At 70.0% G+C, this 12,806-nt stretch carries 9 protein-coding genes and 2 pseudogenes; 5 read left to right on the forward strand and 6 right to left on the reverse strand.

Going from position 1 to position 12,806, the window contains the following annotated elements; all coding sequences use genetic code 11:
• A pseudogene (locus AB0M26_RS07220) lies at window positions 1-256 on the forward strand (IS5/IS1182 family transposase); the annotation flags it as partial.
• 19 nt (window positions 257-275) lie between these two features.
• Here the strand turns inward: AB0M26_RS07220 and AB0M26_RS07225 are convergent.
• The 3 genes and pseudogenes from AB0M26_RS07225 to AB0M26_RS07235 form a co-directional block, all read right to left on the reverse strand.
• Window positions 276-626 carry a chorismate mutase gene (locus AB0M26_RS07225; protein WP_365255900.1) on the reverse strand — a complete coding sequence of 117 codons (351 nt, stop codon included), beginning with the start codon at window positions 624-626 and terminating at the stop codon, window positions 276-278.
• Between the two features lie 322 nt (window positions 627-948).
• Window positions 949-1,065, reverse strand: a pseudogene (locus AB0M26_RS07230) (AraC family transcriptional regulator); the annotation flags it as partial.
• A 285-nt stretch (window positions 1,066-1,350) separates the two neighbouring features.
• Complete coding sequence (locus AB0M26_RS07235) at window positions 1,351-2,148, reverse strand: serine protease (RefSeq protein ID WP_365255903.1); 798 nt, start codon at window positions 2,146-2,148, stop codon at window positions 1,351-1,353.
• Window positions 2,149-2,469: 321 nt separating this feature from the next.
• Between AB0M26_RS07235 and AB0M26_RS07240 the strand changes: the two genes are divergently transcribed.
• From AB0M26_RS07240 to AB0M26_RS07255, 4 genes are all read left to right on the forward strand, one after another.
• Window positions 2,470-3,372, forward strand: a complete 903-nt coding sequence (locus tag AB0M26_RS07240) for a hypothetical protein (RefSeq protein WP_365256351.1) — start codon at window positions 2,470-2,472, stop codon at window positions 3,370-3,372.
• A 370-nt stretch (window positions 3,373-3,742) separates the two neighbouring features.
• A complete protein-coding gene (locus AB0M26_RS07245) occupies window positions 3,743-4,186 on the forward strand; it encodes an SRPBCC family protein (RefSeq protein WP_365255906.1) in 444 nt (147 codons plus the stop codon).
• Window positions 4,187-4,206: 20 nt separating this feature from the next.
• Window positions 4,207-4,641 carry a CBS domain-containing protein gene (locus tag AB0M26_RS07250; RefSeq protein WP_365255909.1) on the forward strand — a complete coding sequence of 145 codons (435 nt, stop codon included), beginning with the start codon at window positions 4,207-4,209 and terminating at the stop codon, window positions 4,639-4,641.
• A 151-nt stretch (window positions 4,642-4,792) separates the two neighbouring features.
• Window positions 4,793-5,254 (forward strand): hypothetical protein, encoded by a 462-nt coding sequence (locus tag AB0M26_RS07255; protein ID WP_365255912.1) that lies wholly within the window; start codon window positions 4,793-4,795, stop codon window positions 5,252-5,254.
• A gap of 232 nt (window positions 5,255-5,486) precedes the next feature.
• Here AB0M26_RS07255 and AB0M26_RS07260 read toward each other — a convergent pair whose 3' ends face one another.
• From AB0M26_RS07260 to AB0M26_RS07270, 3 genes are all read right to left on the reverse strand, one after another.
• A complete protein-coding gene (locus tag AB0M26_RS07260) occupies window positions 5,487-6,947 on the reverse strand; it encodes a glutamate synthase subunit beta (RefSeq protein WP_365255915.1) in 1,461 nt (486 codons plus the stop codon).
• Complete coding sequence (gene gltB / locus AB0M26_RS07265; RefSeq protein ID WP_365255918.1) at window positions 6,940-11,541, reverse strand: glutamate synthase large subunit; 4,602 nt, start codon at window positions 11,539-11,541, stop codon at window positions 6,940-6,942. The genes AB0M26_RS07260 and gltB overlap by 8 nt, the downstream gene beginning before the upstream one ends.
• A gap of 301 nt (window positions 11,542-11,842) precedes the next feature.
• Window positions 11,843-12,574, reverse strand: a complete 732-nt coding sequence (locus tag AB0M26_RS07270) for a VIT1/CCC1 transporter family protein (RefSeq protein ID WP_365255921.1) — start codon at window positions 12,572-12,574, stop codon at window positions 11,843-11,845.
• Window positions 12,575-12,806: the final 232 nt, after the last annotated feature.

Consider the following 12,806-nt stretch of genomic DNA (forward strand, 5'->3'; position numbering starts at 1 on the left):
CATCAAGGCAGTCATCCCGGAGAAGAAGGACCAGGCCGCCAACAGGAAGAAGAGGGGCAGTCGGGGCGGCCGGCCCACACACCACGACGCCGAGCTCTACAAGGAGCGGAACACCGTCGAGCGTCTGATCAACAAGCTGAAGGCCTGGCGGGGCATCGCGACTCGATATGACAAGACGCCCGAGAGCTACCTCGCCGGCCTCCACCTCCGTGCCTCCATGATCTGGATCAACGACCTCCTGAAGGCGACTGGCTGATCACAACATCACACAGGCCCTAGCCGCGGGCGATCGTCTCGTGGTGGCGGATGACCTCGGCGATGATGAAGTTCAGCAGCTTCTCCGCGAACGCCGGGTCCAGCTTCGCGCCCTCCGCGAGCTGCCGGAGGCGGGCGATCTGCCGGGCCTCGCGCGCGGGGTCGGCCGGGGGGAGACGGTGCTCGGCCTTGAGGCGACCGACCTGCTGGGTGCACTTGAAGCGTTCGGCCACGATGTGGACGAGCGCCGCGTCCATGTTGTCGATGCTCTCGCGGAGCCGGATCAGCTCGGCCCGGACGGTCTCGTCGGGGGTGGCCGGGGGCTCGGCCGTGGCGGCGTGGTTCACGGGCCGGTCGGGCTGATCGGTCATGGAGCGGGTTCTCCCGTAGCGGAACGCAGGCGGCGGAACGGATGCGGCGTACACAGGCGGCGGAACGGATGCGGCGTACTCGACGCGGCGGAGCCTTGCAAGCCGCAAACGGCGTCACCGTAACAGGGCGGACCCGCGCCCGGCGCCGTATGACCGCTGCTCGGACCGTCCGGTCGCCCGGCACCCGCCCGCCACGACGGGGATGCGGGCGAGGGCGACCGCAGCCGCCCGGCCGGGTACCCGCTCCGTCCGGGGCGAGGGGTCACGCCGCGCCCGCGGGACCGGTTGTCGACGGGTCGTCCGGGTGGGGTATGCGGGTGCTTCATCCGCCGGGCACGGCGCGCCCCTGCTGCTCGCGGAAGCGGACCGGTGCGGTGCCGACGCGGCGGGTGAACAAGCGGCTGAAGTACGCCGGATCGTCGTAGCCGACACGGCGGGCGAAGCGTGAACTGACGCAGTCCGTCGGTCGCCAGCGCGATCCGCTTGACGTTTCCGGCGTCGTGAGGAACGGATTGGTGGCCCGGCCGACGAAGTTGAACGGTTGGCACCGCCCACCCGCCCGGACGAGGGCGGGTGGGCGAGAAGGCCACGACACAGCACGAACGTGGCACTTGATGCGGAGAGGATCCGCGTGCGTGGGCGGGGACTCCGCCCCCGGCGCGCGGTAGGAGCCGCGCGCCGGGTTGGTGCAGATGGTGCAGGGCGCCGCAAAGGCGGCGGGGGTTCAGCCGAGCTCGTCCGCGGCCTTCTTGATGTCGGCGGCGAAGTGGCTCACCTCGGTGTAGACACCGGGCTTGCCCGGACGGGCGCAGCCCTCGCCCCAGCTCACTATGCCGACCTGGATCCAGGCGTCGGAGTCGTCCTTGCGGAACATCGGGCCACCGGAGTCGCCCTGGCAGGTGTCGACGCCGCCGGTGTCCATGAGACCGGCGCAGAGCTCCTCGCCCTCGACGAGGTCGGGGTACGCCGACTTGCAGGTGGCGTCGTCAACGAACGGCACAGTGGCCTTGAGCAGCTTCTCCTGCTGCCCGCCGCCCTCCTCGGCCGCACCCCAGCCGGCGATGCCGAACTCACCGTTGTCGTACTTGTCGGTGTCGGCGATCGGGAGGGTGGGGAGGTCGATCTCCTTGTCGAGCTTGATGAGCGCCCAGTCCTTGCCCTTGCCGTCGTAGCCCGGGGCCTGGAGGACCTTGGTGGACTTGGCGGTGATGGCGTTCGAGTCGTTCAGGTCCACGACGCCGGCCGTCGCGTTGATGCTGGTGTTGTCGCCGGAGCCGTCCACGCAGTGAGCGGCGGTAAGGACGATGTCCTTCGTGTAGAGAGCGCCGCCGCAACCCATGGAGAGACGGACCATCCACGGGAACTCGCCCTGCTCCGCGGGCTTTCCACCTACGACGGGGGGCTTGGCGCCCGCAACCGGTGCCTGCTGAGCCTGGGCGGACAGCGGCTGCAGACTGAAAGCGGCCAGCGCGACGGCGCCGACGGCAGCAGTTCTCTGGAGAGTCTTGACCAGGGTGTTCAAGAGTTGTCCTTTCGTGGGGGGCTTCGCACTTTCTGGCAGGCCCATGCCAATCCCGAAAAATCTGCAGGACGTGGGGGATGAGACAGCAAAAAGCGCGTTTGGATTATCCAGAAGGGGATGCGCGCATGACAAGGGTGTTCAACGGCCCAGTTTCAGGGGGAGTTCGGGACACTTCCGGTCCTGCCGCAGCCGGAAACGGATGAGCGCGCCTGCTCACCGGCCGGACGGCCCGGTCGCGCACCCTGTCCGGAAGGGCCTCTTCCGACCACGGATTTTCCTGCCCGGCCGGGCCCGCACACACGTACAGTTGAACCCGTGGGCGTGGAAACGGGCAGCGACGTGGTGCACGGCTATCCGCACATCGAGACCGTGCGGGCGTCCATCAACGCGATCTACAAACGGCTGTCCTACGACACCGTCCACACCTTCTCCACCAGCGTGCTGCCCGCCGACGTCGCCTTCGCCGACGTCGACGACCTCTATCTCGGGGTGCAGCGCGTGGCCCGTGCGATGGTCCAGCATCTGCGCCTGCCCGACGCCCGCATCATCGTGAGCTTCCGCGACATGCACCACGCGGCGAACGTCGAACTCGCCGCCGGCCCCGAGTACTTCATCGAGCTGAACAGCCGCTTCAAGAACCACCGCCAGGACATCGGCGCCGCCCTCGCACACGAGGTCATGCACGTCTATCTGCACCGCCTCGACCTGTCCTTCCAGGGCACGCGCGACAACGAGATCCTGACCGACACCGCCACCACCTACCTCGGCGCGGGATGGCTGCTCCTCGACGCCTTCCGGGAGGACGCGGTGTCCTCGCAGAAGCTCGGCTACCTCACTCCGGAGGAGTTCGGCTACGTCCTGGCCAAGCGCGCGATGGTCTTCGGCGAGGACCCCTCGCCCTGGTTCACCAGCCCGCAGGCGTACACCGCGTACACCGCCGGCCGGACGCTGGCCCGGCGGGACGGGCAGCAGCCGCCGCTCACCGCCTCCGGCTGGGCCGGGCGCCGCCGCTACGCACGCGACCGGCGGTCCGTGCAGGACCGGGGCGTGCCCGACGGGGCGGGCACCGCCCCGGACGGCGTCGCGTACGCCTTCGAGGGGCACGCCCCGCTGCGGGTGACCTTCCCCTGCCCCACCTGCCACCAGCGGATCCGGGTGCCGGTGCGGGGCAGAGTCCGGGCGCGCTGCTCTCTGTGCCGCACGGTGCTGGACTGCGACACCTGACTTCCACGGTGGACGACAGTTCCACGGTGGACGACCCCGCCCGGGAGACGGTCCGGGCCGCGGTCCGGACGCCGTAGGCAAGCGACGCGGCCGGGCGCCGCAGGCGGGCATATGGCATGGGCGCCGCAGGCGGGCCACTCAGGCAGGGGGCTGCTCAGGCAGCCGCGCAGACAGACGCCCGGGGCAAATGCCCGGGCAGACGACCCGGGCAGACGACCCGGGCAGACGACCCGGGCAGACGACCCGGGCAGACGGCGCAGGGCGGCCCGGGCCGCACTGCGGAACCGCCGTCGCCGCCGCGTCCCGGCGCCGCTCCCCCGGGTCGCCGAGCGCGCCAGGGCGGCGCAGGCTGGTGTGTGGAGGTCCGACGATGAGCACGCTCGAAGAGCAGATCGACATCGACGTACCGGCGAAGGTGGCCTGGGACTACCTCCACCGCGTGGAGGACTACCCACGCTTCGTGGGCGGCGTACGGGACGCCCGTACCGAGGGCCTGCACCGCGCACACCTGGCCATCGACGCGGGCGACCGCGTTCACGAGGTCGACGCCGAGATACTCGACCGGGGCCAGGGCCGGCTGATGATGTGGCGGACCACGAACGGGGCCCACCTGCGGGGCACCTTTTCCGTACTCCCCCTCGGCCCGGAGCACACACGCGTCCAGGTGCGGGTGCAGTACGACCCGGACACGGTCAAGGAGATCTTCGGCGGCCCCAAGGGGTTCGCCCAGGCCCATGCGATCGAACGGCTCGTCCGCGATGACCTGCAACAGCTCAAGGGCCTCGCGGAGGAACCGGAAGAAGAGGACGAGTAAACGGAAGGAAGGGATCGGTCATGGCCAAGACAGGAACCCTGAGGGTCCGGGACATCATGACCACGGGTACGCAGTGCATCGGCGAGAACCAGTCGATCCTGGACGCCTGCCGTATGATGCGCGATCTGAGCGTGGGCAGCCTCCCCATCTGCGGGTCGGACGACCGCCTCAAGGGCATGATCACCGACCGTGACATCGTGGTGCAGTGTTGCGCCGAGGGCATGGACCTGGAGCGGACCAATGCGGGGCGGCTCGCCGGTGAACTGCACTGGATCGACGCCGACGCCCCCATGACCGAGGCCCTGGAAATGATGGAGAGGCACCAGGTCAAGCGGCTTCCGGTGATCGATGTGCGCAACAATCACCGACTGTGCGGAATGATCAGCGAACAGAACCTGGCACGTAACATCAGCGACGAACAGCTCGCGGAATTCGTCGAGCGGGTCTACGCCTGAGTTCCAGCCCGCTCCGGCCGCCCGGTTCCCGCGTCGACGCGGGAACCGGAAGCGGAAGCAGAAGCGGAACGGGAAGAACCGGAGCCCTGAGCGGGGCCCCCGAGGGAACCCACAGCGGGGCGCGGCCGTCACATCTGCGACATCAGGAGGCATGATGCGCAGAGGTGTGGCGGCCGCACTGCTGGCCCTGGCCGCGGTGCTGACGGCGGGGGGATGCGACGACGACACGACCACGGTGAGCACCGGCGACGAGCCCTCGCGCTTCGACCGGCGTGCGGAGCGGATCGTCGCGGACTGGCCGGAGCGCGTACGCCCGGTGAGCGGGCGCCACGGCGACATGCTTCCGCTCGAGGGCGCCGAACTCCCCCGCGGCCACGACGGCGAGCGGTTCGTCGTCCGGGTCGGGCACGGCGCCTGCGACGCGGACTACGGCGCCCATGTGCGCGAGACCGACAAGGTCGTCGTGGTCGCCGGCTGGGCGGTGAAGAAGAAGGACGTCGACGTCTGCACCGACCAACTGCTGCTGGACAACGTGGACGTGAAGCTCGAGAAGGACCTCGGGGACCGCCCGGTGGTGGACGCCGCCACCGGCAAGGCGCTGCTGAACGGCTGAGCGCCGGCCAGCCGGGCAGCAGGGCGGGGGGACGGCCCGCGGCGCCTGCTCCGGTCGGGGATGGAGTCAGGCGCCGCGGTTCCGTCCGTACGCCGTTGTACGGAACAGCTTCTCCTGTTGTGCGGCAGGTTGTCCGCCGCGCACGGCACAGCGCGCACCGCACAGGGGGTGCGCCGTGCGGCCCGGCCACCGGACGAGCGGGCGCGCCCCCGTACGCGACCGGGCGCGGCGGTCAGACTGTCAGCGCGCGGTCCGTCGGGCGGATCGGCGCCGGCAGCGAGCTGGCGCCGGTCAGGAAGCGGTCCACACCGCGGGCGGCGGAGCGCCCCTCGGCGATGGCCCACACGATCAACGACTGGCCGCGGCCCGCGTCACCGGCGACGAAGACACCGGGGACGTTGGTCTGAAAGTCGCCGTCCCGGGCGACGTTGCCCCGCTCGTCCAGTTCCAGTCCGAACTGTTCGACCAGGCCGTTCTCACGGTCGACACCGGTGAAGCCCATGGCCAGGGTGACGAGTTGGGCCGGGATCTTCCGCTCGGTGCCCGGCTTCTGCTCCAGCTTGCCGTCCTTGAACTCCACCTCGGTCATGTGCAGCCACTGGACGTTGCCGTCCTCGTCGCCCTCGAAGTGGGTCGTCGAGACCGAGTAGAGGCGCTCGCCGCCCTCCTCATGGGCCGAGGTGACCTTGTACAGCATCGGGAAGGTCGGCCACGGCTGGTTCGGGCTGCGCTCCTCGCCGGGCTTGGCCATGATCTCCAGCTGGGTGACGGAGGCGGCGCCCTGCCGGTGTGCCGTGCCGACGCAGTCCGCGCCGGTGTCGCCGCCGCCGATGACGACGACGTGCTTGCCCGCGGCGCTGATCGGGGACGAGACGAAGTCCCCCTCCCGCACCTTGTTGGAGAGCGGCAGGTACTCCATCGCCTGGTGGATTCCCTTGAGGTCGCGCCCGGGCACCGGCAGGTCGCGCGCGGTGGTGGCACCGGCGGCGATCACCACCGCGTCGTACCGGCGGCGGAGCTTGGCCGCGTCGATGTCACGGCCGATCTCCACCTCCGTACGGAACTTGGTGCCCTCCGCGCGCATCTGCTCGATGCGCAGGTTGATGTGGCGCTTCTCCATCTTGAACTCGGGGATGCCGTACCGGAGGAGGCCCCCGATACGGTCCGCCCGCTCGTAGACGGCGACGGTGTGGCCGGCCCGGGTGAGCTGCTGGGCGGCGGCCAGGCCCGCGGGTCCCGAGCCGATGACGGCCACGGTCTTTCCGGACAGCCGCTCCGGCGGCTGCGGGGTCACGTCACCGTTCTCCCACGCCTTGTCGATGATGGTGACCTCGACGTTCTTGATGGTCACCGCCGGCTGGTTGATGCCCAGCACGCACGCCGACTCGCAGGGGGCGGGGCACAACCGCCCGGTGAACTCCGGGAAGTTGTTGGTGGCGTGCAGGCGCTCGCTCGCCCCGGCCCAGTCGTCGCGGTAGGCGTAGTCGTTCCACTCGGGGATGAGGTTCCCCAGCGGGCAGCCGTTGTGGCAGAACGGGATGCCGCAGTCCATGCAGCGCCCGGCCTGCTTGCTGATGATGGGCAGCAGGGAACCGGGCTTGTAGACCTCGTTCCAGTCGTTGACGCGCTCCTCGACGGGGCGCGTCTCTGCGACCTCACGGCCGGTGGTGAGAAAGCCCTTCGGATCAGCCATGGGTCGCCGCCTCCATCATCTTCTCGTGGATCTCGGACTCGGGGAGCCCGGCTCGCTCGGCGGCGTCCTTGGCGGCGAGCACTGCCTTGTACGTGGCCGGCGTGACCTTGCTGAAGCGGGTCACGGCGGTGTCCCAGTCGGCGAGGAGCTTCTCCGCGACCGTGGAGCCGGTCTCCTCGTGGTGGCGGCGCACGGCGTCGTGCAGCCACTGCTGATCGTCGCTGTCCAGCGGTCCGACGGCGGATGCCAGGTCGTGGTTGACGTTGTCCGGGTCGAGGTCGATGACGTACGCGAACCCGCCCGACATACCGGCCGCGAAGTTGCGGCCCGTCTCGCCGAGCACGACCGCGTTGCCACCGGTCATGTACTCGCAGCCGTGGTCGCCCACGCCCTCGGAGATCACCGTGGCACCGGAGTTGCGGACGCAGAAGCGCTCGCCGACCCTGCCGCGGAGGTAGATCTCACCGCTGGTCGCGCCGTACGCGATGGTGTTGCCCGCGATGGTGGAGTACTCGGCCAGGTGGTCGGCGCCCCGGTCCGGGCGGACGACGAGCCGGCCGCCCGAAAGGCCCTTGCCGACGTAGTCGTTGGTGTCGCCCTCCAGACGGAGGGTGACACCGCGCGGCACGAAGGCGCCGAAAGACTGGCCCGCGGAGCCGGTGAAGGTGATGTCGATGGTGTCGTCGGGCAGACCCGCACCACCGAACTTCTTGGTCACCTCATGGCCCAGCATCGTGCCGACCGTACGGTTGATGTTGCGGATCGCGACCTGTCCGCGGACCGGCTGTGCAGCCTCGGGGCTGTCGGCGGTCAGCGCGTCGGCGGCGAGCTTGATGAGCTGGTTGTCCAGCGCCTTGGCCAGACCGTGGTCCTGCTCGACCGCGCAGTGGCGCACCGCGCCCTCGGGCAGGTCCGGCACGTGCAGCAGCGGCTCCAGGTCGAGGCCCTGGGCCTTCCAGTGGTTCACCGCCCGCCGGATGTCGAGGAGTTCGGCGTGGCCGATGGCCTCCTCCAGGGTGCGGAAGCCGAGCTGGGCGAGCAGCTCGCGGACCTCCTCGGCGATGAACTCGAAGAAGTTCACCACGAATTCGGCCTTGCCGCTGAAGCGCTCGCGGAGCACCGGGTTCTGGGTGGCGATGCCTACCGGGCAGGTGTCCAGGTGGCAGACGCGCATCATGATGCAGCCGGAGACCACCAGCGGCGCGGTCGCGAAGCCGAACTCCTCGGCGCCGAGCAGCGCGGCGATGATCACGTCACGGCCGGTCTTCAGCTGGCCGTCGGTCTGCACGACGATACGGTCGCGCAGGCCGTTGAGCAGCAGCGTCTGCTGCGTCTCGGCCAGGCCCAGCTCCCAGGGCCCGCCCGCGTGCTTGAGCGAGGTGAGCGGCGAGGCGCCCGTGCCGCCGTCGTGGCCGGAGATCAGCACGACGTCCGCGTGCGCCTTGGACACACCGGCGGCGACGGTGCCGACGCCGACTTCGGACACCAGCTTGACGTGAATGCGCGCCTGGGGGTTGGCGTTCTTCAGGTCGTGGATGAGCTGGGCCAGGTCCTCGATGGAGTAGATGTCGTGGTGCGGCGGCGGGGAGATGAGCCCCACGCCCGGTGTGGAGTGCCGGGTCTTGGCCACCCACGGGTACACCTTGTGGCCGGGGAGCTGACCACCCTCGCCCGGCTTGGCGCCCTGCGCCATCTTGATCTGGATGTCGTCGGAGTTGACCAGGTACTCGCTGGTGACCCCGAAGCGGCCGGAGGCGACCTGCTTGATGGAGGACCGGCGGGCCGGGTCGTACAGCCGCTCCGGGTCCTCGCCGCCCTCACCGGTGTTGGACTTGCCGCCGATTTGGTTCATGGCGATCGCCAGCGTCTCGTGCGCCTCCTGGGAGATGGAGCCGTACGACATGGCGCCGGTGGAGAACCGCTTGACGATCTCGCTGACGGGCTCGACCTCGTCGACGGAGATCGGCTCGCGCTCGCCGTCCTTGAAGCCGAAGAGGCCGCGCAGCGTCATCAGGCGCTCGGACTGCTCGTCCACGCGCTGGGTGTACTGCTTGAAGATGTCGTAGCGGCGCGAGCGCGTGGAGTGCTGCAGCCGGAAGACAGTCTCCGGGTCGAACAGGTGCGGTTCCCCCTCGCGGCGCCACTGGTACTCGCCGCCGATCTCCAGCGTCCGGTGGGCCGGGGCGATGCCGGAGGCCGGGTACGCCGTGGCGTGCCGTTCGGCGACCTCGCGGGCGATGACGTTCAGGTCTGCGCCACCGATCTTGGTGGTGGTGCCGTGGAAGTAGGTGTCGGCGAACTCCTCGTCGAGGCCCACGGCTTCGAAGACCTGCGCGCCGCGGTAGGAGGCGACGGTGGAGATGCCCATCTTGGACATCACCTTCAGGACGCCCTTGCCGAGCGCCTTGATGAGGTTCTTGATCGCGGTCTCGGCCTCCATCTCCGGCAGGAACGTCCCTGCGCGGACGAGGTCCTCGACCGACTCCATGGCCAGGTACGGGTTGACGGCCGCGGCACCGTAACCGATCAGCAGCGCGACGTGGTGCACCTCGCGGACGTCACCGGCCTCGACCAGCAGGCCCACGTGGGTGCGCCGCTTGGTGCGGATGAGGTGGTGGTGGACGGCGGAGGTGAGCAGCAGGGAGGGGATCGGCGCGTGCTCGGCGTCCGAGTGGCGGTCGGAGAGCACGATGAGCCGGGCGCCGGCCTCGATGGTCGAGTCGGCCTCGGCGCAGATCTCCTCGATCCGGGCGGCCAGCGCCTCGCCGCCGCCGCTGACCCGGTACAGGCCGGAGAGGGTCGCGGCCTTGAAGCCGGGCAGGTCGCCGTCGGCGTTGATGTGGATGAGCTTGGCCAGCTCGTCGTTGTCGATCACCGGGAACGGCAGGGTGACGCTGCGGCAGGACGCGGCGTGCGGCTCCAGCAGGTTGCCCTGCGGGCCGAGAGGCGAGATCAGCGAGGTCACGAGCTCCTCGCGGATGGCGTCCAGCGGAGGGTTGGTGACCTGCGCGAAGAGCTGGGTGAAGTAGTCGAACAGCAGCCGCGGACGGGTCGAGAGCGCGGCGATCGGCGAGTCCGTACCCATCGAACCGATCGGCTCCGCACCGGTCTTGGCCATCGGCGCGAGCAGGACGCGCAGCTCCTCCTCGGTGTAGCCGAAGGTCTGCTGGCGGCGGGTGACAGAGGCGTGGGTGTGCACGATGTGCTCGCGCTCGGTCAGGTCCTCCAGCTCGATGATCCCGGCGTCGAGCCACTCCTCGTACGGCTGCTCGGCGGCGAGCCGGGCCTTGATCTCGTCGTCCTCGATGATGCGGCGCTCGGCGGTGTCGACGAGGAACATCCGGCCCGGCTGGAGACGGCCCTTGCGGACGACCCTGGCCGGATCGATGTCGAGGACGCCGACCTCGGAGGAGAGGACGACGAGGCCGTCGTCGGTGACCCAGTAGCGGCCGGGACGCAGGCCGTTCCGGTCGAGGACGGCGCCGACCTGGGTGCCGTCGGTGAAGGTGACGCAGGCGGGCCCGTCCCAGGGCTCCATCATCGTGGAGTGGAACTGGTAGAAGGCGCGGCGGGCCGGGTCCATGGAGGCGTGGTTCTCCCAGGCCTCGGGGACCATCATCAGCACCGCGTGCGGCAGCGACCGGCCGCCGAGGTGGAGCAGCTCCAGTACCTCGTCGAAGGAGGCCGAGTCGGAGGCGCCGGGCGTGCAGACGGGGAAGACCTTCTGCAGCCCGCCCTCGCCGAACAGCTCGCTGACGAGCTGCGACTCCCGCGCCCGCATCCAGTTGCGGTTGCCCTGCACGGTGTTGATCTCACCGTTGTGCGCGACGAAGCGGTACGGGTGGGCCAGCGGCCAGCTGGGGAAGGTGTTCGTCGAGAAGCGCGAGTGGACCAGGGCGATGGCGGTCGCGAAACGGCGGTCGGACAGGTCCGGGAAGAACGGCTCGAGCTGGCCGGTGGTCAGCATGCCCTTGTAGACGATGGTCCGGGCCGAGAGCGACGGGAAGTAGACACCGGTCTCGTGCTCTGTGCGCTTGCGCAGCACGTACGCCTTGCGGTCCAGCGCGATGCCGGTCGCTCGGCCGTCACGGTCGGCGACGAAGAGCTGACGGAAGGCGGGCATGGTGGCACGGGCGGCGGCGCCGAGCATCTCGGGGGCGACGGGGACGTCGCGCCAGCCGAGGACGGTCAGCCCCTCCTCGGCGGCAAGGACCTCGATGCGGGCGGCGGCCTCGGCCCCGGCCTCGTCCTCCGCGGGCAGGAAGGCGATGCCGACGGCGTACGAGCCTGCCTCGGGCAGGGCGAATCCGGCGGTCTCACGCAGGAAGGCGTCCGGAACCTGCAGCAGGATGCCCGCGCCGTCGCCGGAGTCCGGGTCGGAGCCGGTGGCGCCGCGGTGCTCGAGATTGCGCAGCACGGTGAGAGCCTGCTCCACGAGCTCGTGGCTCGCCTCACCGGTGAGGGTGGCCACGAAACCGACACCACAGGCGTCGTGCTCGTTGCGCGGGTCGTACATCCCCTGCGGAGCGGGGCGCCCGTCCATGGGCGACCATGCGGCGGTGCCGCCGGCCGGGTGCGTGGACGCGGAACGCATCGGCTCTCCCGTCGTCGTCGTGGCAGTGTCAGTGCCGAGGGACGACGTTGGCCCTCTGCGCAAATTTTCGTGCAGGTTACATGATGCGCCGCTTCTCGCGAAGCGGATGCATCATTCCAGCATGCGGACACCGCCCTGATGCGGTGAGGAGGGCAAAGGCGGACGGGTCGACATCCACTGCCCAGGGCGCAGCAGGCGACATTGCCTGAGCGCTTTCGGCTCATGCCCGCTTGTCAACGAGCTGAAACCGCCGGGAAACACATTGCTCGAGGTCGGCAGGGCCGCCCGGAGGCCCTGTGCGCTAGCCGACCGCAGTCCCGAAGAGCACGCCGAGTCCGAAGGTGACCGCGGCCGCGGCTCCCCCCAGTATCAGCTGTCGGAGCCCGCTGTACCACCAGGAGCGGGCCGTGACCCTGGCCACGATGGCGCCGCAGGCGAAGAGCCCCAGCAGCGCCAGCAGCACCGCGGGCCACAGCGTCACCGCTCCCAGGAGGTAGGGCAGCACGGGCAGCAGTGCGCCCAGCGCGAAGGAGCCGAATGACGAGACCGCGGCCACGGTCGGTGACGGCAGATCCGCGGGGTCGACGCCCAGCTCCTCCCTGGCGTGGATCTCCAGCGCCTGCTCGGGGTCGCGGGAGAGCTGGCTCGCGACCTTGCGAGCGAGGTCGGGTTCCACGCCGCGCGACTCGTACAGCGCGGCCAGCTCCTCCAGCTCGTCCTTGGGGTGCTTGCGGAGCTCGCGGCGCTCCACCTCCAGCTCGGCGAGGACCAGCTCGCGCTGGGAGGCGACGGAGGTGTACTCGCCGGCGGCCATCGAGAAGGCGCCGGCGGCGAGGCCGGCGAGACCGGTGAGCACGATCGTCTGGGAGGACACGCTGCCGCCGGCCACGCCGCTGATCAGGGCGAGATTGGAGACGAGGCCGTCCATGGCGCCGAAGACGGCCGGCCGCAGCCAGCCGCCGTTCACATCCCGGTGGGTGTGATTGTCACGGTGGGCTTCGTGCAGGTCGGCGTTGGTGTCGATGACGGACATCGTCTTCAGGTGCTCCTTCCCCCAAGATCCCGGGGCCCCCGGGCCGTACGCCCTGTCCCCAACGCCTCGAAGGTACGCATGCTTCCCCAAGATCGTCTAGCAAGGAAGGCCGAACTAACCCGGCTGACCTGGGAGTTCTCCAAGGAGCCGGTTGGCGTGCTCATGCGGTAGATGGGCTCGCGGGGGGGCGTACGCGTCCCCGCGCTCGTTGCACGCGCGCTGTCACCGCGCA

Origin of the sequence: Streptomyces sp. NPDC051776 (assembly GCF_040681345.1) — a bacterium.
Taxonomy (GTDB): Bacteria; Actinomycetota; Actinomycetes; order Streptomycetales; family Streptomycetaceae; genus Streptomyces.